Origin of the sequence: Winogradskyella sp., from assembly GCF_013213975.1 — a bacterium.
Lineage (GTDB): Bacteria > Bacteroidota > Bacteroidia > Flavobacteriales > Flavobacteriaceae > Winogradskyella.
In genome coordinates this window covers 1-25,399 of sequence record NZ_JABSST010000006.1, presented here as the reverse complement: position 1 = coordinate 25,399, position 25,399 = coordinate 1, and the positions used below count along the sequence as shown (strand labels likewise).

At 33.8% G+C, this 25,399-nt stretch carries 22 protein-coding genes; 7 read left to right on the top strand and 15 right to left on the bottom strand.

Translation table 11 applies throughout. From position 1 onward, the window contains the following. Nucleotides 1–135 precede the first annotated feature (135 nt). Both HRU49_RS01270 and HRU49_RS01265 read left to right on the top strand, forming a co-directional pair. Entirely contained in the window at nucleotides 136–2,709 is a 2,574-nt protein-coding gene (locus HRU49_RS01270; RefSeq protein ID WP_296353341.1) for a TonB-dependent receptor, read from the top strand. A gap of 12 nt (nucleotides 2,710–2,721) precedes the next feature. Continuing rightward, a complete protein-coding gene (locus HRU49_RS01265; protein WP_296353339.1) occupies nucleotides 2,722–4,398 on the top strand; it encodes a choice-of-anchor J domain-containing protein in 1,677 nt (558 codons plus the stop codon). Between the two features lie 49 nt (nucleotides 4,399–4,447). Here the strand turns inward: HRU49_RS01265 and gldD are convergent, their stop codons facing one another. The 4 genes from gldD to mutY all read right to left on the bottom strand — a co-directional run bounded on the left by gldD (nucleotide 4,448) and on the right by mutY (nucleotide 7,923). Next, complete coding sequence (gene gldD, locus HRU49_RS01260) at nucleotides 4,448–5,017, bottom strand: gliding motility lipoprotein GldD (protein ID WP_296353337.1); 570 nt, start codon at nucleotides 5,015–5,017, stop codon at nucleotides 4,448–4,450. After that, on the bottom strand, nucleotides 5,014–6,333 hold the full coding sequence (locus HRU49_RS01255; protein WP_296353335.1) for a gliding motility-associated protein GldE: 1,320 nt from the start codon (nucleotides 6,331–6,333) through the stop codon (nucleotides 5,014–5,016). Before HRU49_RS01255 ends, gldD begins: the two co-directional genes overlap by 4 nt. A 17-nt stretch (nucleotides 6,334–6,350) precedes the next feature. Further along, the gene (ssb, locus tag HRU49_RS01250) at nucleotides 6,351–6,800 is read right to left on the bottom strand and encodes a single-stranded DNA-binding protein (protein WP_296353333.1); all 450 of its coding nucleotides are present in this window, start codon (nucleotides 6,798–6,800) and stop codon (nucleotides 6,351–6,353) included. Nucleotides 6,801–6,873: 73 nt separating this feature from the next. After that, a complete protein-coding gene (gene mutY, locus HRU49_RS01245; protein ID WP_296353331.1) occupies nucleotides 6,874–7,923 on the bottom strand; it encodes an A/G-specific adenine glycosylase in 1,050 nt (349 codons plus the stop codon). Between the two features lie 134 nt (nucleotides 7,924–8,057). Between mutY and HRU49_RS01240 the strand changes: the two genes are divergently transcribed. Both HRU49_RS01240 and HRU49_RS01235 read left to right on the top strand, forming a co-directional pair. Beyond that, the gene (locus tag HRU49_RS01240) at nucleotides 8,058–8,348 is read left to right on the top strand and encodes an HU family DNA-binding protein (protein WP_185788003.1); all 291 of its coding nucleotides are present in this window, start codon (nucleotides 8,058–8,060) and stop codon (nucleotides 8,346–8,348) included. A gap of 312 nt (nucleotides 8,349–8,660) precedes the next feature. Further along, nucleotides 8,661–10,205 (top strand): ribonuclease E/G, encoded by a 1,545-nt coding sequence (locus tag HRU49_RS01235; protein WP_296353325.1) that lies wholly within the window; start codon nucleotides 8,661–8,663, stop codon nucleotides 10,203–10,205. 60 nt (nucleotides 10,206–10,265) lie between these two features. Here the strand turns inward: HRU49_RS01235 and HRU49_RS01230 are convergent, their stop codons facing one another. The 4 genes from HRU49_RS01230 to HRU49_RS01215 all read right to left on the bottom strand — a co-directional run bounded on the left by HRU49_RS01230 (nucleotide 10,266) and on the right by HRU49_RS01215 (nucleotide 13,567). Further along, entirely contained in the window at nucleotides 10,266–11,303 is a 1,038-nt protein-coding gene (locus HRU49_RS01230) for an aldo/keto reductase (RefSeq protein WP_296353323.1), read from the bottom strand. A 108-nt stretch (nucleotides 11,304–11,411) separates the two neighbouring features. Next, on the bottom strand, nucleotides 11,412–11,837 hold the full coding sequence (locus HRU49_RS01225) for a lysozyme inhibitor LprI family protein (RefSeq protein ID WP_296353321.1): 426 nt from the start codon (nucleotides 11,835–11,837) through the stop codon (nucleotides 11,412–11,414). Continuing rightward, nucleotides 11,827–12,786 carry an OmpA family protein gene (locus HRU49_RS01220; RefSeq protein ID WP_296353319.1) on the bottom strand — a complete coding sequence of 320 codons (960 nt, stop codon included), beginning with the start codon at nucleotides 12,784–12,786 and terminating at the stop codon, nucleotides 11,827–11,829. The genes HRU49_RS01225 and HRU49_RS01220 overlap by 11 nt, the downstream gene beginning before the upstream one ends. A gap of 19 nt (nucleotides 12,787–12,805) precedes the next feature. After that, complete coding sequence (locus HRU49_RS01215) at nucleotides 12,806–13,567, bottom strand: exodeoxyribonuclease III (protein WP_296353317.1); 762 nt, start codon at nucleotides 13,565–13,567, stop codon at nucleotides 12,806–12,808. Between the two features lie 227 nt (nucleotides 13,568–13,794). On the opposite strand from HRU49_RS01215, the gene HRU49_RS01210 reads away from it, so the two are divergent. Then, nucleotides 13,795–17,223 (top strand): hypothetical protein, encoded by a 3,429-nt coding sequence (locus tag HRU49_RS01210; protein ID WP_296353316.1) that lies wholly within the window; start codon nucleotides 13,795–13,797, stop codon nucleotides 17,221–17,223. A gap of 263 nt (nucleotides 17,224–17,486) precedes the next feature. On the opposite strand, the gene HRU49_RS01205 is transcribed toward HRU49_RS01210, so the two are convergent. Continuing rightward, a complete protein-coding gene (locus HRU49_RS01205) occupies nucleotides 17,487–19,031 on the bottom strand; it encodes a glycine--tRNA ligase (protein WP_296353314.1) in 1,545 nt (514 codons plus the stop codon). A gap of 61 nt (nucleotides 19,032–19,092) precedes the next feature. After that, the gene (locus tag HRU49_RS01200) at nucleotides 19,093–19,977 is read right to left on the bottom strand and encodes a hypothetical protein (RefSeq protein WP_296353311.1); all 885 of its coding nucleotides are present in this window, start codon (nucleotides 19,975–19,977) and stop codon (nucleotides 19,093–19,095) included. Between the two features lie 81 nt (nucleotides 19,978–20,058). Between HRU49_RS01200 and HRU49_RS01195 the strand changes: the two genes are divergently transcribed. Together HRU49_RS01195 and HRU49_RS01190 are read left to right on the top strand one after the other, a co-directional pair. Further along, a complete protein-coding gene (locus tag HRU49_RS01195) occupies nucleotides 20,059–20,724 on the top strand; it encodes a phosphoribosyltransferase family protein (RefSeq protein ID WP_363146091.1) in 666 nt (221 codons plus the stop codon). A 55-nt stretch (nucleotides 20,725–20,779) separates the two neighbouring features. Then, nucleotides 20,780–22,387, top strand: a complete 1,608-nt coding sequence (locus tag HRU49_RS01190) for an Ig-like domain-containing protein (protein ID WP_296353309.1) — start codon at nucleotides 20,780–20,782, stop codon at nucleotides 22,385–22,387. Here HRU49_RS01190 and HRU49_RS01185 read toward each other — a convergent pair. The 5 genes from HRU49_RS01185 to HRU49_RS01165 form a co-directional block, all read right to left on the bottom strand. Next, nucleotides 22,374–23,156, bottom strand: coding sequence for an amidohydrolase (locus HRU49_RS01185; RefSeq protein ID WP_296353307.1), 783 nt, complete (start codon nucleotides 23,154–23,156; stop codon nucleotides 22,374–22,376). The genes HRU49_RS01190 and HRU49_RS01185 overlap by 14 nt on opposite strands. Nucleotides 23,157–23,159: 3 nt before the next feature. Continuing rightward, complete coding sequence (locus HRU49_RS01180; protein ID WP_296353304.1) at nucleotides 23,160–23,330, bottom strand: hypothetical protein; 171 nt, start codon at nucleotides 23,328–23,330, stop codon at nucleotides 23,160–23,162. A gap of 51 nt (nucleotides 23,331–23,381) precedes the next feature. Beyond that, a complete protein-coding gene (locus HRU49_RS01175; protein WP_296353302.1) occupies nucleotides 23,382–24,524 on the bottom strand; it encodes a methionine aminotransferase in 1,143 nt (380 codons plus the stop codon). Between the two features lie 62 nt (nucleotides 24,525–24,586). Further along, nucleotides 24,587–25,051 (bottom strand): DUF1569 domain-containing protein, encoded by a 465-nt coding sequence (locus HRU49_RS01170; RefSeq protein WP_296353300.1) that lies wholly within the window; start codon nucleotides 25,049–25,051, stop codon nucleotides 24,587–24,589. 69 nt (nucleotides 25,052–25,120) lie between these two features. After that, nucleotides 25,121–25,399: adenosylhomocysteinase (locus HRU49_RS01165; protein WP_296353299.1), on the bottom strand; the 279-nt coding region annotated here is incomplete at its 5' end.

The window sequence follows — 25,399 nt, the reverse complement described above, 5'->3', positions numbered from 1 at the left end:
TCAAAATTTTTTCAAAAAAATACGAATTCAATAATTAACTTGAAACGTTAATATTCTTAACATTTAAGTAATATTACAACTAGTTATAGTTGTAATTTTGCGGAACTATTAGAAACCAATTAACTTAAATTTTATATGAAAAAATTTAACCAATTTTTACTTGCAACGGTGATGATGCTATTCACTACGGTTGCTTTTGCTCAGTCGACTATCACTGGAAAAGTCATGGACGCTGAGTTAAACTCACCTCTTCCTGGGGCTAATGTACTGGTTAAGGGAACAGCAAATGGTACAAATACCAATTTTGATGGTGAGTTTAATTTAACTGCTGATTCAGCCTCTGGTGAAATTGTAATTTCTTATGTGGGTTATGTAAGTCAAACAATAGCTTTTAACGGAAATACTGATTTGGGAACAATCAATTTAATGTCTAGTGATTTAGGTCTGGACGAAGTAATGGTTGTTGCTTCAGTAGCAGTTGATAGAAAAACACCTGTAGCAGTTTCTACTGTGAGATCTGCAGACATTGAATTAAAGTTGGGAACTCAAGAATTCCCAGAAGTTTTAAAGTCAACACCTGGTGTCTATGCTACTAAGTCGGGTGGTGGTTTCGGAGATGGACGTATTAACTTACGTGGATTTACTTCTGAAAACGTTGCTGTTATGATTAATGGTGTTCCGGTAAATGACATGGAAAATGGACGTGTTTTCTGGAGCAACTGGGCTGGACTTGGTGATGTTACCAGTTCTATGCAGGTACAAAGAGGTCTTGGTGCCGCAAGAGTTGCTGTGCCATCTGTAGGAGGTACAATTAACATTTTAACAAAGACAACAGATATTGAAGCTGGTGGAAGTCTTATAACAACTTTAGGGAATGATGGTTACCAGAAGTTTGGTTTAACATATTCAACTGGTTTAATGGACAATGGTTATGCTGCAACTGTCTCTGTTGCTAAAACGGATGGCGATGGTTATGTAAGAGGGACCCAATTTAACGCGGTATCGTATTTCGTTAATGTATCAAAGCAAATAAATGAAATGCACAAAATATCATTTACCGCCTTTGGTGCAAAACAACGCCACGGACAAAGACAAAATAGACACTTAATCGATACTTACCGAAGAAGTGAAGACGGTATCAAATATAATTCAGATTGGGGTTATAAAAATGGACAAGTTACTTTCATCGAAGACAACTTCTATCATAAACCACAAATCTCTTTAAATCACTATTGGGATTTAAACGAAAATACAAGTATATCAACTGCAGCTTACGTTTCTTTTGGAACCGGTGGTGGAGGGGGTACTCTAGGAAGTGATTCTGAGACTTTAGGGGATGATGCAGACGGAAGGTATAAATTCCAAAGTCCTGAGTATAGAATTGGAGAATTCGGACCATTAGATTTCGATCGAATTGTAGATGAGAATATTGCTAACGGTGCAAATGGATCTAGTGCAGCTTTAAGAGCATCACGTAACGATCACAATTGGTATGGTCTTTTATCTACCTTAAAGTCTGACTTAAATGATGACATGGTTCTTTTAGCCGGTTTAGACTTTAGGAGATATATTGGTAAGCACTTTAGAGAGGTGACAGATTTATTAGGTGGCCAATTTATTATTAATGAAGATAACGTAAATAATCCAACAGGTATTTCAAGAGTTGGTGATAAAATCGCCTATAATAACGACGGTATTGTTGGTTGGTTAGGTGCCTTTTTACAATTAGAGTACGATGTTAATGAGAAATTTAACACCTTTGTTGCGCTTAACGCTGCTAATACATCTTACAAAAGGAAAGATTACTTTAATTACTTAAATGGGGATCCATTACAAGAAACAGATAACTATAATTTCTTTGCCTTTGGTGCAAAAGGGGGGGCTAACTATAGATTAACAGACGAGCACAACGTGTTTGTAAATTTTGGATATTTTGAAAGAGCTCCTGATTTTGATGCTGTTTTTCCTAACTTTAATAATGAAGAGATAAATGCTAATGCGGAAAACCAAAAGATCATCAGCTTTGAAGTAGGATATGGATTTAGAGGAGATCGTCTTTCTGCTAATGTCAACCTATATAGAACAGCTTGGAGAGATAGAACAGAGACTCTAGCTTTCCAATTGAGTGCAGATGAAACAGGATTTGCTAATATCTTAGGTGTAAATGCAATTCATCAAGGAATCGAAGTTGATTTTGTTTATAAGGCAACAGATAAGTTAAACATTACAGGTATGGCATCTTTTGGTGATTGGAGATGGGAAGACGATGTTACAGATGTAAATATTCTTGATGAAGAACAAAATGTTGTAGATGTTGTAAACTTATTCATCGAAGACACACCAGTTGGTGATGCAGCGCAAACAACTTTAGCGATCGGCGCAGATTACAAATTCGGTAAAGACACACGATTATCTGTAGACTATAATTACTTTGATCGTTTATATGCGGATTTTGATCCTAGTGATAGAGGAGATGCTAACGCGCCAGATCCTTGGGAAGTTCCTGCATATGGAGTTTTCGATGCGGCAATGACTCATGGCTTTGACTTTGGTCCTTTTAGAGCGTCGTTAATAGCTAGAATCAATAATATCTTTAACACACATTATATTGCTGATGCTTTAGATGGGGCAGATTCAAATGCGCAAACTGCATTGGTTTATTACGGTTTCGGAAGAACATTTAGTGTTGGTGCAACTTTAAAATTTTAAAAAATTAGAAAAATGAAAAGAATAGTTTATTTATTAGTTGCTCTTGTAGGATTAGTTTTCGTAGGATGTAACCCTATTGAAGATATAAATAATGATCTTGCTGAGCAGGCAGAGCCTGTTATTGGAACAGATGAAATTACATTGACCTCTGATGACTATGCTGATTTGGTTGATCAAGGAGATGGAGATCCTGATTTTTATGAAGAATTTGAAGCGTTTAGCGATTTAGAAGATGCTAAAGCTATATTACCTCCATTTTTAGCAAGTAAATACCCGTTTTGGGGAGATGGTTCTTCAGTAACTGTTAATTTTAATTTATTTGACGGAGATCCAGAAGACGTTAGTGCTTTTACAAATGCAGATGTATATGTGCTTGGGTCAACTGATTACCCAACAAGTAATAGTAATGCATTCTTATTAGAGGAAAATCCTGATGTGACTTTTGAGAATTTATTAAGTTCTCAGTTTCCTATGCCAACAGATGGTCAAGTTGTAAGATTTGGATACAACAGATTTACAGAAGTACCAGAAGTAGGTCTAGCTAGTGTTTATGAGGCGGCCTTCCCAGCAAACTATGACGACTTTGAATTAGTTTCTGTTTCTGGTCCTGATGCTTTAGGGTGGACAGTTGGATCGACTAACGTTCAAGGATCTGGTTTTGACGGTGGTGCTAATGCCGTGGAAGAGTGGTTAATCTCACCAGAAATTGATCTGGCAGGTCAAACAGGTTTAACATTACAAATTACTCAAGAGATTGATTTCTTAGGTGATCCTGATTTAATTGATATCTTAATTTCTACGGATTACACAAATGGAACAGATCCAATGATGGCTACATGGACAGCAGTACCATTCGATAAGACTCTTTTTGGGAGTATGACAACTTCAGAAGATTTAGACTTTTCAGCTTACGATGGTCAAACGGTACACGTTGGTCTTAAGTATAGTTCTACAGATTCTGATTCACCAAGATGGAGGGTACAGGATTTTGCAATCAGAACAACAGGTTTTTCTGGCCCAACAGAATCATTATCAGCATACTTCATGTACTTTGATGGTTCTTGGGATGAGGAAGATGGTGTATACTACTTAAGTGTTGCAGATTATGATTCAATGGGTGAAGGATCTGGTCAGCCAGGTGCATTTAATAACTTTAGTGGTTCTGTATCACCAGGAAATTACTTACCGCAATTCTTAAACTTAAAGTATCCTTTCGCACAAGAAGGCGATGAGTTATTTGTAATTTATAGATTTTTCCAAGGAGGTTCTGAAGGAACGGTAACAAAAGGAAACCTTTATACAGTTGTTAATGGCGAATGGGTACCAAGCGTATCGTCTTTACAATTTGGTCTAGAAAACGGAACATGGGTTCCAGATAATACAATTAGATATACCTTAGTGTCTAGTGATTATGCAACAGTAGTAAATGCTTTAACAGGAGTTGAAGGATTTGAAGCTGCAGTTGCAAACCTTGATAATTTTGGAAATTTCAATAGAACAGGTGGTAGTACAAACTGGTCTGATGAAATGATTATCACTGCACTAAATTTTGTTCTTGATGCAATTAATCCAAGTGCAGAAGAAGGGCAGAAATATATTGTTACTATTGCAACATGGGCACCAGGAAATTCTACAGAGGACTTTGCTTTAATAAAGTCTGGCGGAGAATGGGTTCCTCAAGGAGAATAGATCAATCAATTGCATAATAAAAAAACCGCTGAATCTCTCAGCGGTTTTTTTATTGGTTCCATCTTACGGATTCCATAATGTGCTTAATATCCTTTTTTAAATATTCCGAAGCTGGATAAATAGAATCATAGTTTGGCTTAGCATAAAAATAAAGTGATCCACTTAAGAAGTGATTTGTACTATCAGTTACATAAAACTGAGATTGAGAAGCAGCGTCCCCTCCAACTTCATAAAGCATCCCATAAACGCTATTTTCAGAATCTTCGAATAGGTTCTGGGAAATTTCATCTGCCTTCATAGTATGCTTTTGTGTGCGATTTTGGGCATCTCTTAATAAACTATCAAGATTCCCATTTTCTACAGGCTTATAGTTTAAATAAATAGTAGCTTTTAACTGGCTATACTTTACTTCAATTCCTTTTGTTGTTCCTAATGTTTTGACCTTAGAAATTGGTTCAGCAAGTTCATTTTTATCGAATGAAAATGGAAGCGGACTTATTGTTTTTTTATAATTGGCAGTAGGGTATTCCAATCTCAGGTATGCTTTGGGTTTAGGTATAGGATCGTTACCACAACCTATTAACAAAAGGCTTAGAACAGGGAATATTAGACGCTTCATAGATTAGATTTGAGTAATGTTAACTTAATTTGTTTTATACGTTTACGTTCCAAAGCTTCTATGGTAAAAACGTAATTTTTAAAATTTATTTTACTTCCTATCCTTGGGAATCCACCAGATATCTCAAGCACAAAGCCAGCTAAGGTTTCAGCTTCACCTTTTCTGTTTTCGAAATCTTCAACATCCTCATCTACATCAATAATTTTATAGACATCTTTAAGGGGAGTTTTTCCTTCAAAACTATAATTATTATCATCTAACTTGGTATATATAAGATCATCATCATCATATTCATCACTGATATCACCAACAATTTCTTCAATAACATCTTCTAGAGAAACTAAACCAGATGTTCCACCATACTCATCAACTACGAGTGCAAGGTGAACTTTTTTATTTTGAAACTCGACCATTAAATCATCTAGTTTTTTATTTTCTGGAACAAAAAACGGTGCTCTTAGTAAGGTAGTCCAGTTGAAATTTTTCTCATTTAAATGTGGTAATAAGTCTTTAACATATAATACCCCTTTGATATTATCGATACTTTCTTCATATACTGGTATTCTTGAGTATCCATTTTCTACAATTTCTTTGATAATGGTTTCGTAAGGAGTATTTATCTCCAAAGCGAATAAATCCATTCTAGGTCGCATAACTTGTTTAGTATCTGTGTTCCCAAAGGATACGATACCTTGTAATAGTTTTTGTTCTTCTTTTGTAGTATCATTATTATCTGTAAGTTCTAAAGCTTGTGATAACTGATCTACACTAAGATTAGAATGTTGTTTTCCAAAGCGATCTTGAATCTTCAAAGTCACAAAGCGCATGGGTAAACTTATTGGCGAGAAAATTACATCTAATACTTTTAAAGGTTTAGCCATAAAGCTTGAAAACTTAACGCTATTTCTACTGGCATATATTTTTGGAATAATTTCTCCAAAAAGCAAAATTAGAAATGTTGCTGTAACCACTTCAAGCAAGAACCTCACTAATGCATTAGTGACATCCTTAAATAGTGTTTCACCCAAAAAAGCAAATAGTAATACTATCGCGATATTGATAAAGTTATTAGCTACCAAAATTGTAGCAAGTAACTTTTTAGGGCGTTCTAATAAATTAGAGATGGTTTCCATGGCTGCGGATTTCTCATTAATTCCCCTGTCAATATCAGATTTGGTTAATGAGAAAACAGCGACTTCAGCACCAGATATTAAAGCGGAACAAGCGAGTAGGATTAAGAGTAACACAGCGCCAGTTATAAAGGATGTATTAGTAACTAATAAATTTGAAATTAAAACCGTGGGTTCTGGGTCCAAGATAAATTTAATTAAGATTAAAATGGTAAATCATCATCTCCATCTGTTACAACACTGTTTGACTGAGTTTGTTGTGGTGTAGCTGGTTTATAGGATTGTGATTGATGCGATTGTGGATTGGCTTGTTCATTCTTATTTGTTAAGAATGTAAAGTCAGTACATTGTATTTCTGTTGAGTAGCGTTCCATACCTTTATCATCAGTCCACTTTCTAGTTTTAATGCGACCCTCTATATAGACCTTATCACCTTTGCTTAGATATTTTTCGCAAATTTCTGCAGCTTTATTTCTAACGACAATATTATGCCATTCTGTGTTAGAAATACGCTCGTTTGTTGTTTTGTTAGTATAGGTTTCATTTGTTGCTAATGGAAAACGTCCAACACAATTTTTATCATCGAAATAATGCATTTTTACTTCATCTCCTAAATGCCCAATTAGCATTACTTTATTTAGTGTTCCTGACATAACAATTAGTTTTAGCCTACAAATTTACTCAATTAGATATCTTACGTTTAAAATTAAGAAAAAAAAGTGATTTTTAGAGGCTATTAAAAGGGAAGGCTTTTATAAAATCACCTATTAAAACGGGTACTGGAAACTTTTCGAGTTGAGAGACTGGCATTGCTTGTGCAGGAATATCTTCCAGTTCTATAATCCAGAATTTAGTATGTAAGTGTTGATGAGATAGTTTATGAATGATATCCTTCTCATTATATAGGCTGTATTCGAATGGCTTGAATAACAACTTGCTGTCCTCGGTTTGTAAGAGATGGAATTCATCAACATTCAAACTACGCTGAGATTCTATGAGTGGAAACTGATATAAATTCTGCCAAATCCCTTTCTCTGTGCGTTGTTCTAAAATGGTGTTCATATTATTATCGATATAAACTAGAAAATTAAAGAACTTAGTTTTTACCTTGGTTTTCTTGAGCTTCACCGGTAAGCGATGAATTTGATTTTTTTGTAAAGCAATACAACTTTCACTAAAGGGGCAGACCAGACAATACGGGTTTTTGGGTTTGCATTGTGTAGCACCAAACTCCATAATAGCCTGATTAAATGTTGCAGGTACTTTTTGATCGATTAAGGTTGTAGCAAGTGCTTTAAATTCTTTAATGCCTTGTGTAGAATTTATTGGAGTCTCAATACCATAATATCTTGAGAGTACACGATAAACGTTACCATCGACCACAGCTGCAGGTTCATTAAACGCAATTGAGGCTATGGCACTTGCCGTATAATCACCTACACCTTTTAATTGAAGTAAATCTTTATAAGCGTTAGGGAACTCTCCATCACGCTCAAATGCAATATGTTTGGCAGTAGTATGGAGGTTTCTTGCTCTGGAGTAATAGCCAAGGCCTTGCCAAAGCTTTAAAACAGCATCTTCGGAGGCGTTTGCGAGATCAAAAACCGTAGGAAATTGTTTAACAAAAGCTTCATAATAAGGTAAGCCTTGTTTAACCTGAGTCTGTTGTAAAATAATTTCGGAAAGCCATATGTAATATGGGTTTTTTGTTCTTCGCCAAGGTAGATCTCGCTTATGTTTTGAATACCAGTTAATTAGCGTTTTATTAAATTCCATTCTTTTGTTAAAGGCTTAGGGCAAAAGTAAATCTTTATAACGTTAAATTTTAATTAATTACGTTTGAAATATTGAAATATTATTACCTATATTTGCATCCCTTAGAATTTATAGTAACCCTAAAACTAATAACAATGACAAAAGCCGATTTAGTAGCTAAAATCTCTGATAAATTAGGAATTGAGAAAGGTGATGTGCAAGCTACGGTTGAAACCTTTATGGAAGAAGTAAAATCATCTCTAGAAAGTGGGGATAATGTTTATTTAAGAGGTTTCGGAAGTTTTATCATAAAAACTAGAGCTGAAAAAACAGGTCGTAATATTTCAAAGAATACTACGATTAAAATTCCAGCTCACAACATACCAGCTTTCAAGCCAGCTAAAGTATTTTTAGAAGGTGTGAAATCTAATGTTGAAGTAAACTAATACATTAAAAAAATATTAATTAAAAGCATTATTAATTATGCCAAGTGGTAAAAAGAGAAAAAGACACAAGGTAGCGACGCATAAGCGTAAGAAACGTAGACGCGCTAATCGTCACAAAAAGAAATAAGCTGGGAAAAAGTAGTTTTATGACTACTTTTTTCAGTTTTAAAGAACGTTCTTTGATATAGAATTTAAGTGTATTTAATAGAGTATACTTGAGTTTGTTGGAAATTCCCAATGTATTTGGGAAATCCTGTGTCAAATAATTTAGTAAAATCCATCTCGATATTTATCGGGATATAAATTAACATTATGAACAAGGAATTAATCGTAAGATCGAGTTCAGATATTGTTGATTTTGCCTTATTAAAAGATGGAAAACTTATTGAATTACATAAAGATGAAGAGGATAATAACTTTGCAGTAGGTGATATATTTATTGCCAAGATTCGTAAAGTTATGCCAGGTCTTAATGCCGCGTTTGTAAACGTTGGTTATGAGAAAGATGGTTTTTTACACTATCATGATCTTGGACCAAAACTCCCTTCCCTTTTAAAATTCATTAAACGTGTAAGCACAGGAAGATTAAGAGATTATACGCTCAAAGACTTTCCGATGGAAAAGGATTTAGATAAACACGGCAAAATTGTAAATGCCTTAAAATCTAACCAATCCATATTAGTACAAGTAGTAAAAGAGCCAATATCTACTAAAGGACCACGCATTAGTTCAGAATTGTCTATTGCTGGTAGATACATTGTATTAGTACCATTTTCTAATCGTATTTCAATTTCTCAGAAAATTGAATCACAAGAAGAAAAAGATCGTTTAAAACGATTGGTAAAGAGTATCACACCTAAAGGATTTGGAGTTATTATTCGTACTGTAGCTGAGGGCAAGAAAGTTGCCGAGCTCGATAGTGATTTACAGAATTTGCTGGGACGATGGACCGCAATGTGTAAAAAGTTGTATAAAGCACACCATCCTACAAAAGTTCTCGGAGAAATGAACAAAGCATCCTCTATTTTGAGAGATATTTTTAATGATTCATTTTCAGGAATAGTAGTAGATGATGAAGAATTATACATCCAAGTAAAAGATTATGTGCAACAAATTGCACCAAAAAAGGAGTCTATAGTAAAGTATTATAAAAACGGAGTTCCAATTTTTGAAAAGTTTGGTATCGAACGCCAAATTAAAACCTCATTTGGAAAAACCGTTTCTATGGCTAAAGGAGCTTATCTAGTTATAGAACACACAGAAGCTATGCATGTAATAGATGTTAATAGTGGTAACCGTTCTAACAAAGAAAAGAGCCAAGAAGACACAGCTTTAGAAGTTAATCTAATCTCTGCTGCCGAAATTGCGCGCCAATTACGTTTACGTGATATGGGTGGAATTATTGTTATCGATTTTATTGATATGGGTAGAGCAGAGAATAGAAAGAAGCTTTACAACTTTCTCAGAGATGAGATGAAAGACGACAAAGCAAAGCACAAAATTTTGCCGCCGAGTAAGTTTGGTTTAGTGCAAATTACCAGACAACGCGTTAGGCCAGAGCGCAAAATTAAAACTAAAGAAGAGAATCCTAATCTTGTAGGTGGTGACGAAATAGAAGCACCAATTAAAGTTGTACAACGTATTAAGCAAGACTTAGAACGGATTCTTAAGAAAGACTATAAAAAGATAACCTTAAATGCGCATCCTTTTATAGCGGCCTTTTTAACAAAAGGTTATCCATCGGTAAGAACCAAATGGTTCTTAGAACACAAAAAATGGGTAAAAGTTTTACCTAGAGATGCTTACACATATCTTGAATACCATTTCTTTGACAAAGATGGTAACAAAATCAATTAATATCTATTAAAAAAAAGCCCTTCCAATTTAGGAAGGGCTTTTTTTATTCGCTTTAATGACCTATGGTGCAGGATTTGGAATTTCTGTATGCACTGCATTTATAGCATCCATGACTTCCTTAGAAAGGGATGTATTAATACTATCAATATTTTCAGCTAATTGTGCAAGGTTAGTGGCGCCAATAATATTACTCGTTAGAAACGGTCGCTCATTAACAAAAGCTAAAGACATTTGTGCTAATGTCATACCATGGTCTTCTGCAATTTTTAAATAACGCTTTGCAGCTTCTGTGGCTTGGTCACTGCTATATCTAGCAAATCTTGGGAATAATTTTAATCGTGCATTATCTGCCGCAGTACCCTTAATGTACTTTCCAGATAAGACTCCAAAAGCCATAGGTGAGTAGGCTAATAATCCAATGTTTTCGCGATGTGCCACTTCAGCAAGATCACCTTCAAAAGGCCTACATAAAAGTGAATATGCATTTTGGATGGTAATCATTCGCGGTAAATTATGTTGTTTAGATTCCTCTAAGTACCGCATGGTTCCCCAAGCCTTTTCATTAGACAAACCAACCTGTCTTATTTTACCAGATTTAATGATTTCATCCAGGTTATGAAGAATTTCATTGAAATTATCTTCCCAACCATCATTAGGATTATGCGTATAATCTCTAACACCAAAAGTATTGGTTTGGCGCTCTGGCCAATGCAGTTGGTAAAGATCTATGTAATCGGTCTGTAATCGTTTTAAACTATTATCAACGGCTTCGTTAAGGGATTCCTTGCTAAAACCAGTTGTTCTTATATGTGCTGTATAATCTCCAGGACCTGCAATTTTTGTAGCTAAAACCACTTTGTCTCTATTGCCTGTTTTGGTGAACCAGTTACCAATAATTCGTTCGGTATCAGCATAGGTTTCTGCTGTCGCAGGAACTGGGTATAATTCTGCAACGTCAAAGAAATTTACACCTTTGTCTAAGGCCATATCCATCTGAGCAAATCCTTCGTCTTGAGTGTTTTGATTGCCCCAAGTCATTGTGCCTAAGCATATTTTACTCACCTTAATGTTAGTATGTGGTAGTGTTGTATATTTCATAGTTATTCCTTTTTGGAAGGTGTTATTTGTTCATCTAATTTGCAAAAATAAGAAGACCTTTCATGTTCTAAAAATACGAAAGGTCTAAATCTTTGTTAAGGTCTATCTTTAATAAAGCTCTTCTAATAATATGTCTAAAGTCAATATTCTTGTTTCTGTTGCTTGTATCATATAATGCATATACATTATGGCTTCGGCATTATGTTCATACCCTTCTGATTTAAGCATTCCAATACTTTTTCTTTCAGCTTCCCAGTGAGATTGATGTGTTTTAAATACACTTATTAGACTATCATTCTCAATTTTACTTAAAATCTGATTGAACTTTGATAGCATCATCGAATCTACACGCTGTAGTTTTATATTTGAGCAAATTCGCTGTTCAAGTGTCGTTCCTGAAGTACTATCGCAATTAATATGTTTTGCATATTTTAGGTAAGGTTGGTTTTTAATAAAACCAACATCTTTAGTGTTTTGTGCAGGACACAGAAAAGACAGGGTAAAGCATAATATGCAAAGGACTTTAAATATCATTTAATAATTTTGAAATCTCATCGAGTTTTGGTGTTAGAATAACCTCAATACGTCTGTTTTTAGCCTTTCCTGCTGCGGTATCGTTGCTGGCTACTGGTGCATATTCACCACGTCCTGCGGCTGTTAAGTTCTCTGGATTAATCGATGCGTTTTCTCTAAGAATATTAACTATTGCCGTGGCACGTTTTGTAGACAAATCCCAGTTACCGCTTAAATGTGCGTTTCCTTTATAAGGGTCATCATCGGTATGACCTTCAATAAGAATTGCAATATCTGGATTCTCTGCTAAAACATTACCTAATTGTTGCACAGCTTTACGGCCTTCTGTTCCAACAGACCAGCTTCCAGATTGAAATAGCAATTTGTTTTCCATAGAAACGTATACTTTTCCATTCCGCTGCTCAACGGTTAATCCTTTGCCTTCAAAATTGGTTAATGCTTTAGAAATGGCATCTTTTAAAGCACGCATGTTAGCATCTTTGGCAGCAATTACATTTTCTAATTCTGCTACACGTTGAGAGCGACTTTCTAATTCCCTTTTGAGTTTTTCAAGGCGCTCATTTTCTGCTACTAAAGCTTGTTCTTTTGCTTCTAATTGAGCTAGAAGTTCTCTATTCTTTTTAGAATTCTTAGTAATTTCAGCTGAGCTATTCTTTTCTAAAGCTTCGTAAGAGGCTTTTAAATTATCCAGATTAGACTTTGTAGCAGCTAACTCTGATTTTGTTTGATTTAAATTTTCTATAGCTGATTCGTACTCTTTTGTAAGTTGCGATAAATTATTCAATGCTTGATTTTTCTGATCAGACAAGGCCTCTAATTCATCAGATAAAGCTTTGTTTTCCTTTTTAAGGTTAGCATATTTGTCCTCTAAATCCGTATAAATCTTTTTAGAGACACAAGAGCTCAACATGCCACATGATAATGCTATTAATAAAAGTTTTTTAATCATTGTTTTGAGTTGAATCAGTTTATAAATCGAGTTCTAATAAAATAGGGCAGTGGTCACTATGTACTGCTTCAGTGAGTATAACGCCACGTTTTATTTTTTCTTGTAATGGTTCTGTAACCATGGCGTAGTCTAATCTCCAACCTTTGTTATTGGCTCTGGCATTAGCGCGATAACTCCACCAAGAGAATTCCTGCTTTTCTGGATGTAAATAACGATAACTATCTATAAAACCACTGTCAATAAAATTACCTAACCATTCACGTTCTTCTGGCAAAAAACCAGATACACCTTTCATTTTAGGATTATGAATATCAATAGGTTCATGGCAAATATTATAGTCTCCACAAACCACAAGATTGGGCTTCTCACTTCTCAACGAATTTAAATAGTCATGAATTAAATCCATGTATTCAAACTTATGTGCAAGTCTTGCATCGTTAGTGCCAGAAGGTAAATACATACTCATCACCGAAACCGCATCATAGTCAACCCTTAGATTTCGACCTTCAAAATCCATAGATTCTATTCCAGTACCAAATTCTATATGGTTAGGTTCTTTTCTGCATAAAATAGCAACTCCGCTATAACCCTTTTTTTGCGCACTAAACCAGTAATTGTACTCGTATCCTGCTTCTGAAAATAAATCTAAGTCAAGTTGTTCCTTCATAGCTTTGATTTCTTGCAAACAAATCACATCTGGATTTGTTGCTTTTAACCAATCTATAAAGCCTTTATTAATGGCAGCTCTTATACCATTGACGTTGTAAGATGCTATTTTCATATAATTAATTTAGGATTTCGTTGGAACCTTTTGAGGTTTGTCCGTCTAAATTAAATAATACCCTACTTTTACACTATTATTTTGAGCCTATTTTAACAGTAAATTACCGAAAGCCAATTTCTCTAAGATTATGACGCTTTGTTTTTAAGTTGAATAAGGAAATTCTAAATATAATAACCTCAGTTATGGCATGAAATAATTACAGTGATAAGCAGTTATAGTTCTACATGAAACGACTACTCTTTTTTTTATTTTTACTTACTTCTTTTTGGGTCGAAGCTCAAGAGAAAACAAGTAATTATAAAAAGAAGCGACTTGCCGTTAAAGACACAATTATCATTGACTCAGTAAGTATAAACCCTTCGCGATTTATTGTTAAAAATAAAGGAGGTGAAATCATTGATGCTTCACGTTATACTATCGATTTTGAAACTTCAATTTTAAAATTTAATCAAGGTATTCGAACAGATACGATAGAGGTTGAGTATTTAAGGTATCCTAACTTTTTAACTAAAGTTTATAAGCAATTGGACGAGAAGGTAATTGTAGACCGTTCGTCCTCGGGATCTGAAGCATTATACAAGTTACAGCGAAATACAAGACGTAATGCTTTTACGCCATTTGATGGATTAACTACGTCTGGTAGTATTTCACGTGGTGTTACCATTGGTAATAATCAAAATTCAGTTTTAAATAGTGAACTTGATTTACAAATTTCAGGGAGATTAAGTGATAAGGTGTCGTTAAGAGCATCTATACAAGATGCAAATATTCCTTTACAGGAAAGTGGTTATTCACAGCGACTGGATGAATTTGATCAAGTGTTTATTGAATTGTTTAGTGATAACTGGAATATTAGAGCAGGTGATATTGATTTGGTTAATACGAGTAGTTATTTCGCTAATTTTTCTAAACGCGTGCAAGGTCTTTTAGTTAATGCTAACATCAGTGATAAAACTTCGGTATTTGCATCAGGAGCCTTGGTGCGAGGACAGTTTACCACAACACAGTTTACAGCGCAAGAAGGAAATCAAGGACCATATAAATTGCGAGGTCCAAATAATGAGCTTTTTGTATTGATTGTTTCTGGAAGTGAGACTGTTTATGTCAATGGAGTACCATTAGAACGTGGTGAAAATAGAGATTATATCATTGATTATAATGCTGGTGAAATTATTTTTAATTCCACATATCCTATTACATCCGAAATGCGAATTACGGTAGACTATCAATTTAGTGATCGTAACTACTCAAGATTTACAGTTTTTGGTGGAAGCTCTTACACATCTGAGAAATTGCGTTTTAATGTGTCTGTGTATTCTGAAAGTGATGCAAAGAATCAACCCTTGCAACAAAACTTATCTACCGAGCAAATTCAAATATTAGCAGATGCAGGAGACGACAGAAGTTTAATGGTGGCACCTTCGGCAATTCAAGAATCTTTTTCAGAAAATAGAATACTCTACAGACAGGATATCATAAATGGAGAACAAGTTTTTGTGTTTTCTCAGAACCCAGAAGATGAATTGTTTAGTGTACGTTTTACATTAGTTGGTGCAAATCAAGGGAATTATGTATTAAGTAATGATAATGCAATATCTAATATTTTTGAATATGTGGCACCAATTGGAGGAGTACCTCAAGGAAATTATGAACCTATTACACAGCTTATAGCACCAGAACGATTGCAAATCGCTGTTCTTAACGGACAATATAAGCCTTCAGATAAAACCGATGTTTATTTTGAATTGGCAGGTAGTAAAAACGACCTCAATTTGTTTTCTAGCCTTGATGATGACGATAATGATGGTTTTGCAGGTAAATTAAGAGTGAATCAGAAATTAATAAAAACTGACAGCCTTTGGAATTTGTCTGCATTAGTTGATATTGACTTTCTTCAGAAGAATTTTAGAACTATTCAGCGATTGTATAGAGCGGAATTTAATAGAGATTGGAATTTAGAGGATGATAGAGACGATCAAGGTAATTTTAATTTTGGTAACCAAATTTTACTAACATCTGGACTTCAATTATCGCATTCAAAAAAGGGAACAGCGAACTATAATTTTGAGTATTTAGATTACGCAAATAATTTTAACGGAAGTCGTCATAATCTCATGGCTAATTTACGTTTAGGTGACTTTAATATCTTTTCTAATTCAAGTTATTTAAATAATGAAAGTACCATAAATCGTTCAACGTTTTTAAGATCGTTTAATCGTATTGTTTATGGAAAAGGAAATAAATGGGCGGGAGCAAAAATGGCTTTGGAGGACAATGAACAAAAAGTTATTGCAACAGATTCATTGACACCTTTAAGTCAAAAATTTTCTGCTTATGAGGCTTTTGTTGGTATAGGTGACAGTACAAAAGTGTTTGCTGAGGTAGGTTATATTAGACGATTTAATGATAGTCTTAGAAATAATTTAGTAGAGCGTGTTAATGCATCAAATACGTATTATCTCAAGTCGCGATTAATTCAGAATAAAACTACTAATCTGCAATTATTTGTGAACTATAGAGACTTAAAGGCTGAAGATGATACTTCAGAAGACGAACAAAGTTTAAATAGCCGTTTGAATTTTAATCAGAAATTATTCAATAATCTCATCCTTTGGAATACGAGTTTTGAAACAAATTCAGGAACCTTACCACAACAAGATTTTACATATGTAGAGGTTGAGGCAGGACAAGGCGCATATACTTGGATTGATTATAACGAAAATGGTATCCAAGAACTTAATGAATTTGAAATCGCTCAGTTTGCAGATCAAGGAAATTATATTCGTGTGTTATTGCCTAACCAAGTTTTTATAAGAACGCATCAAAATAGACTGAGTCAGACCTTAACTATTAATCCTGTGCAATGGAGTAAGTCTGAGAATAAGACAAAAAAGTTTTTCTCACATTTCTATAATCAGACATCTTATTTAATTGATAGAAAAGTACGTAGAGATGGTAACAACTTTAACCTAAATCCTTTTAAAGAAGACGAAGAGAATCAGCTGGCATTAAATAACAGTGTAAGAAATGTGTTGTTTTATAATAGAGGAAAACAAAGTTATACTACTTCGTATACCTTCTTAACAAATATTAGTCGAAATCTCCTGTCTATAGGATTTCAAGAAAACAAGGTAACTAATCATCAATTGAATTTTAACCATAAGTTTGCAGCTAATTGGTTGGCTAATGCCTTGGCAAGCTTTGAAACGGATGAGAGTCTTAGTGAGAACTTTGCTAATCGAAATTTTAATATTGAAGAAGAAAAGTTTCAACCCAAATTATCTTATTTGTTTAGTGAGAATGCACAGTTTGATGTCTTTTATCAATACACCTCTAAACAAAATACAATAGGAAGTTTAGAGTCTCTAAAACAAAATAATTATGGGTTTTCATTCACCTACAATAAAGCAGAAAAAATTGCTCTAACTGGTGAGTTTAATTTCTTTCAAAACGAATATGAAGGCAATCCCAATACACCTGTTGGATTTCAATTATTAGAAGGATTACAGCCAGGGCAAAATTTTACTTGGAGCTTGCTTGCACAGAAAAAACTGACCAAATTTTTAGATTTAAACCTCAACTATTTTGGTAGAAAAACCGAAACCTCAAAAGTGATTCATACAGGAACGATACAATTGAAGGCCTATTTTTAAATAAGGTAATTTCTTACGTAACCTTTGGGCAATATACACATCTAGTTAACAAGAATTCAATTTAAATTTTAAACTATGAAAAAATTAATCTTAGGCATTATGACTTTGTCTTTAAATTAGGAATATCAATAGGTTATCGTTTTTAATTAAGCTGGAATTCAATTTATAATATATATTTGTCATTCATTAATTAAAAATATATTTACATTAAAAAAACCCAAGTGCTTAACTTGGGTTTTTGTTTTTTCATAATGAATGATTAATTATTTCATTCGCATTAACCACTCTTTAACGTCAACTTCCTTTTTAATTAAATCACGAAGTTCTGAAACGTTAACACGTTTCTGTTCCATAGTATCTCTATGACGAATAGTTACAGTATTATTTTCGATACTTTCGCCATCTACAGTAATACAGAATGGCGTACCTGCAGCATCTTGTCGACGATAACGTCTTCCAACAGCATCTTTTTCGTCATAAGCAACGTTAAATTCCCACTTTAAATCATCAACGATTGCCTTGGCCATTTTAGTTAATGCTTCGTCCTTTCTAACTAAAGGTAAAATAGCAGCTTTAGTTGGTGCCAAAACAGCAGGTAATTTAAGTACAGTACGCTCACTGCCATCTTCTAAAGTCTCGTCTTGTAAGCTATTAGAAAATACCGCTAAAAACATTCTATCAAGACCAATAGAAGTTTCTAAAACATATGGAGTATAGCTCTCGTTATCCTCATGATCAAAATACTGTAGCTTTTTACCTGAATACTCTTCATGCTGCCTTAAATCAAAATCTGTACGCGAGTGGATACCTTCTAATTCCTTAAATCCAAATGGAAAATTAAATTCAATATCTGTAGCAGCATCAGCATAGTGTGCAAGTTTGTCATGGTCATGAAAACGGTAATTTTCATCTCCCATACCCAACGATTTATGCCATTTGAGTCGTGTGTCTTTCCAGTAATCGAACCATTCTTTCTGAGTTCCTGGTTTAATAAAGAATTGCATTTCCATCTGTTCAAATTCACGCATTCTGAAGATAAATTGCCTTGCAACGATTTCATTTCTAAAGGCTTTTCCAGTTTGTGCAATTCCAAAAGGAATTTTCATTCTCCCTGTTTTTTGTACATTCAAGAAATTCACAAAAATCCCTTGTGCAGTTTCAGGTCTTAAGTAAACTGTTGTAGAACTGTCTGCTGAAGCGCCTAATTGTGTACCGAACATAAGGTTAAACTGTTTAACATCTGTCCAATTTTTACTTCCTGAAACAGGGCAAACAATGCCTAAATCCTCAATAAGTTGTTTAAAACCAACAAGGTCATTTTCTTCTTGAACTCTTGTAAGTTCTACAGTAATGTCGTCAATCTGTTTTTGGCGACGTAACACATTACCATTAGTAGACCTAAATTCATTTTCATCAAAAGCATCGCCAAAACGTTTTTGTGCCTTAGCAATATCTTTATTTATTTTTTGCTGGATTTTCTCTCTAAAATCTTCTACTAATACATCTGCTCTGTAGCGTTTTTTAGAATCTTTATTATCAATTAAAGGGTCATTAAATGCATCGACGTGTCCTGAAGCTTTCCAGGTGGTTGGATGCATAAATATTGCAGCGTCTATACCCACAATATTATCATGCATCTGTACCATGGCTTTCCACCAGTAGTCACGGATATTTTTCTTTAACTCAGCACCATTTTGTGCATAATCATATACAGCGCTTAATCCATCATAGATTTCGCTACTTTGAAATACGTAACCATACTCTTTTGCATGAGAGATTACCTTTTTGAATTTATCGTCATTTGCCATGGCACAAAAATAAAAAACCGCTCAAATTAAAAGAGCGGTTTCTATAAAATTATATGATTTCTTATTTCAATTGAATACTTGTACTTCCTAATTTTCGGTTTTCATGAAAAACATTGATAAAATAAGTACCTTTCTTAAGAGGTCTATCTTCTTTATAAGTCGCCACTGTAGTGCAAATATTTAAATTTTTATTATCGAAATTAACCGTTTGCTTTTTGCTATATATCAATGAGCTGTTTCCAAAGAACACCTCACCTTTGTCTGATATAATGTTATTATTTGGGCTAACGATTTGAATATAAAACTCTTTATCTCCTTGTTCGGTTAGCGGATTTTCTATTAAATCGATACAAATATCAATGGCATTAGCACGTCGCGCTCGTGTTGTTGCTTTTTTCTTTTGGTTATTAATCCTAAAGGCTTCAGCACTTACTTGACTTACTTTTAAAATGGAGGCCTTATCAATTGTTTTATTTAAAGCGTAATTTGTTTCTTTTAATTGAGAAATGGTTAATGACTTTGCTTCTATTGTATTAAGTGCATAGCGTTTCTCTTTCTCTAATCGTTCATTAGCAGAATTAAGAGAATCTACAGTAGCTAAAAGCACCTTACTTTTTGATTTTAATACCAAAAGTTGGTCTTTAAACTTAGTAATAATTGATAAGTCACTTTTTAATAATCTTAAAGAATCTAAAGCAATCTTAGTTTCAAATTTTGCTTCTTGGAGCCGAGAGCCCATAAGATCATATTCTTGGCTTAGTTCGTCATAACTAACTAACATCTCTGATAATTCTTTTTCTATCAAAGATTTTTCTTGTTTTAGGAATTCTTCGTAGGATTTAATGGATTTATAATTTGTAAAACTATATATCCCTAAAACGGTTAAAACGACTAATAAAGAACTTATAATTAATCTGTAGTTAAATAATTGAGGGTTAACTATCATTATTAATTTTCTTAGATGGTACGAAATTACAGTATATTGAAGGGTCAATTTATTTTATTCGATTAAGTGGTAAAAAATTTGTTGAACATATTCTTTCCAAAAGTGTGTGAAGCTTGTAATGATATTTTAAACGATAATCAGTCAATTTTATGTTTAAAGTGCAGGCATGAGTTACCAGTAACTAATTTTCATTTTAATGATTATGAAGTAGTTAAGAAAGTGCTATATGGTCGGGTGAAGTTAGAAAGTGCAACCGCATTACTTCATTTTTCCAAGAAAAGTATCGTTCAACAAATGTTACACAATCTTAAGTACAGAGGTCATGAACAAATAAGTGGTTTTTTAGGTGCATGGCTTGGTGCTGAGTTGAGTGAAATTGAGAAATATCAGGGTATTGATGTTGTAATTCCTGTACCATTGTACAAAACTAAGCTACGCAAACGTGGCTATAACCAAGTTGAAAAGTTTGGGATGGAAATTGCAAAGGCATTACATGCAGATTACAACAATCAAATCCTAATTAAAGTAAAGTCTACTAAAACCAAAGTTTTTGAACGTAGAATGTCTCGATGGAAGAATGATGGAGCCATCTTTTCCATTTCTGAGGTTGAATCATTAAAAGATAAACATATTTTACTCGTGGATGATATCATTACTACAGGGGCTACCATCGAAGCTTGTGCTATAGAATTGTTAAAAATTGATAATATTAAGTTAAGTCTAGCGACAATGGCGATTGCCGATTGATTTTTTCGTTTCTTGCTTTTAATATTGTTTCTTTGTGCTAAATTAAATCTCTATAATGCGCGTACTATTTTATCGTTTTTTAGTGCTTACGTTAATTGCAGTTACTCTAACAGGTTGTGCTAATAGAGGTACTCCAGATGGTGGTGCAAAAGATGAGGATCCGCCAGTTATTATTAAAGAGGTTCCTGAGAATTTTTCCACCAATTTTAAAGCTGACGAAATCAGAATTTATTTTGATGAATATGTAACCATTAAGGATATAAGAAAACAACTAATCATTTCACCACCAATGGATCAAGATCCAATTATTGTTCCAGCAAGTGGTGCGAGCAAATACATTTCAATAAAAATAAAAGATACCTTAAGAGATAATACAACTTACGCTTTTAATTTTGGGGAAAGTATTGTAGATAATAACGAGGGAAATCCGTATCCTTTTTATCGCTATGTGTTTTCTACAGGGGATTCTATCGATTCTTTAAAAGTTATTGGTTATGTTGAAGATGCCTTATTAGAAAAACCTGAGTCTTTTATTTCGGTAATGCTTTATGAAGTAGATTCTTCTTATACAGATTCTATTGTCTATAAAGAGAAACCGAGATATGTCACTAATACCTTAGATAGTGTTACAACATTTAGTATAGATAACATTAAGGAAGGAAACTATAAATTAATTGCTTTAAAAGACAGGAATGGAAATTATAAGTTCGATCAAAAGAATGATAAAATTGCCTTTCTTGAAGACTATATTTCAGTTCCGACAGCAGCAGATTATAAGTTAACCTTGTTTAAAGAAGAGGTTAACTATAAAGCATTTAAACCAAAACAAGAAGGAGCAACTAAGATTTTGTTTCCTTATGAAGGGAGTTATGAAGGTATTCGTATTAAAGTACTAGGTCAAAAGCCAGAAAGTTATCAGACCAGAATTTTGAAGGATCCAACCACGGATTCCCTGTATTATTGGTATAAACCAAGTTTTGAAGTAGATACCACTAAGTTTTTGGTAACTAACGAGAGATTTGTTGATACATTTAATCATCGCTTTAGAAAACTTGATAAAGACACCCTGGAATTAAAAGCAGTGACCTCTGGTACCTTAAATTTTGAAACTGACTTTACTTTAGAAGGCAATATTCCTTTAGTTAAGATTGATAAATCAAAGATTAAAGTAATTAATAGAGATTCTGTGGATATTGATTTTAAGGTTGAATACGATTCACTTTACAACCGTTATTCATTTCCAATTGAAAAGGAAGAAGGACAGAAGTATTTTATGCAAATTCTCCCAGAAGCTATAATCGATTTCTATGATGGAGTTAATAAAGACACTTTAGATTTTTCTTTTAGAACAAAAATGAAATCGGAATATGGCAACATAAGAGTAAACCTCAGAAATGCTGAATTCCCATTGATTGTTCAATTGGTTAATCAAAATGGTGTGGTTATTTATGAGCGTTATACAACAGAATCTCCCGTTGTAGATTTTACTGATATTTCACCAAGACAATACAGCTTAAGAGTTATCTATGATACCAATGGTAATGGAAAATATGATACAGGTAATTTCTTACTTGGAATTCAACCAGAGCGCGTCAGTTATGCCCCACCGTTGGAAGAAGTAAGGGCTAGTTTTGACTTTGTAATTGATTTTACTTTGTTATAATAAAGGAATCACGATCCTTTAGGAAACCTAATTTATCTCGGTAAAAGTCAATATGAGACTTTTCAAGTTCAACAATACATATTGCTTCTTCATTAGAAGGGATGTCATCTAAGCGATGCCCGAGAACATCATATGCTGCTGAATGACCAGTGTATTCATAGTTATTACCATCTAGACCTACCCGATTTACACCAACACAATAGCTCATATTTTCGATGGCGCGTGCTTTTAAAAGTGCATCCCAGGCGCTTACTCTGGTTTTTGGCCAATTAGCAACGTAAATAAGAAGCTCATAATCCTCACTATTTCTAGCCCATACAGGAAAGCGCAAATCATAGCAAATTAATGGGCATATTTTCCAACCACGATATTCAAAGGTTACTTTATCGGTCCCAGAAGTATAAACCTTATGCTCGCCGGCTAAGGTAAATGTATGGCGTTTATCATAAGTGGTTATTTTACCATTTGGCTCAACACATACCAGGCGATTATAGAATTGATTGTTTTCTGAGATAACTAAGCTTCCAATGATTGCTGCATCTTTTGAATTAGAAAGATCCTTTAGCCATGAAATAGTATCTCCTTCCATAGATTCTGCGACAACGTCTGCGTTCATTGTAAAGCCAGAGGTTAACATTTCTGGTAAAATAATAAGATCAACTCCATTTGTAATAGAATTGATCTTTGTGTTTAGATTTTGCCGATTAAGCACTGGTTCTTCCCAAGCCAATTCTGTTTGTATTAAAGCAACTTTTAGGGTATTGCTCATAGTCTAAAGTTTAGGTTTTGCTTTTTCTTCAATATTCAAATTTTCTGTAATGTCTTCGCTATTAAAAAAGATTTTTTCATCCTTAACTTCATAGGTCTTTCCATTCTTTTCTATAGTTTGGGCAAAAGAGCTAAATGAAAAAGTAAAGAGGAATAGTATAATGTAATATCTCATTGATTTTAGTTTTTATTCAATGGTAAGACATGGAAAATTACAAAAAGTAACTTAAATTTTACATAAAATATCCGCGGCATCAATCAAGGTTTCATCAGTTTTGGCAAAACAGAAACGCAGAGCTTTGTCATCTTTGTTATTCTCATTAAAAACTGATAAAGGAATCGAAGCAATCTTAAAGTCTTTGGTTAGTCGTTTCGCAAATTCAACATCATTTTCACTGGTTATTTCTGAGTAATCCAAAACCTGAAAATAGGTACCTTGTGATGGGGTGAATTTAAATCGTGATTTTTTAATTAAATTTAAAAAAAGGTCACGTTTTTTCTCAAAGAACCGATTTAAGCCTAAATACGTATCTGCATCCAACATAAAGTCCGAAATACCCTTTTGAACAGGATGATTCACTGAAAATACATTAAACTGATGTACTTTTCTAAACTCCTGCATTAATGTTTCAGGAGCACAGCAATAACCAACTTTCCAGCCAGTATTGTGAAAAGTTTTACCAAAGGATGCAGTTATAAAACTACGTTGTTTTAAATCATTAAATAGACAAACGCTCTGATGTTTTTCATTGTCAAAGACAATGTGCTCATAGACTTCATCACTTAAAATAATAATATTTGTATTTGCAGTAAGCCGCTGTAATTCTAACATATCGGATTTAGACCAAATGGTACCACTCGGGTTATGTGGCGAATTAATTATAATCATTTTAGTCTTAGAGCTAATTTTTGAAGCTACTTCAGTCCAAACAACCTTATATTCAGGTGCAGATAACTGGATTGCAATGGTCTTACCTCCATTGATTTCTATTGCGGGTTGATAACAGTCGTAGGCTGGTTTAAAGATAATAACCTCATCATTTTGGTGCACAAACGCCGAAATTGCGGTATAAATGGCTTGTGTTGCACCTGCTGTTATGGTAATTTCTTTTTCTGGATGATATGTGGATTTATAGAGAAGGTCATATTTGTTAGAAATGGCTACTCTGAGATTTAAAAGACCTGCCATTGGTGCGTATTGATTAAAACCATTATTCATGGCATTGTTAACAAGGTCGTTTAATTTCTGTGAACTAGGATAGTTGGGAAAACCTTGAGATAAATTAATAGCGTTATGCTCATTAGCCAAGGCACTCATTACGGTAAAAATTGTAGTGCCTACATGAGGTAATTTTGAACGGGTTTGCATTTTATAAAGATAGTTACTTCTCAATAGAATTGACTGCAAAAATGGAGTAAGATGAGTTGTCTTTAGTCTTTTAAAATATCCTCAATTATTTTGAGATGGTGTTTGGTGTGAACTTCTAAAAATTTAAAAGTTGAGGTCTTATTTAAAATTCCAAAATAAGGATGCTTAAAGGTAGCTTTTGTATTAATCTCTGAGTAGTCTACAATGGCGATGCGAGCCACTTCCAATTGTTCTTTGAGGTTATTAAGTTTAATAGTATCTGGTGGTAAAACCACTTTTGGAGCTTTGCCTTTTCCTCTTGGAATATATCTTGTTATTAAACAGAAATTCCCTAAAAGCGTGCGTTTAGGTTTTATGTTATTTGATGACGCTTTTAATTGATGTATTATACCATTAATAACTTTAAGACTATGATCTATTTGCCAGCCTACAGAAGATTTTGATGCCTTAAGATTTTTTGTTTCAAATTGTGGTATGACCGCTTCAAATCTATTGAGGTATTGCGAAAGTTTAGTTGGCTGCTTCATAATCTTAAAAGTAAAAAACCCTTACAATTCTGCAAGGGTTTATTCTATTTATTAAAGTAGATGACTAGTTTAGTATCTATAGTGTTCTGGTTTAAATGGACCTTCAACTGTAACACCAATATAATCTGCTTGTTCTTTCCGTAATTCTGTTAGCTCAACACCAATTTTTTCTAGGTGTAGTTTAGCTACTTTTTCATCAAGATGTTTAGGCAACATGTATACTTTGTTTTCGTAGGCTTCAGAATTATTCCACAATTCTATTTGTGCAAGCGTCTGGTTTGTAAAAGAGTTACTCATTACAAAACTAGGGTGACCTGTAGCACAACCTAGATTCACTAAACGACCTTC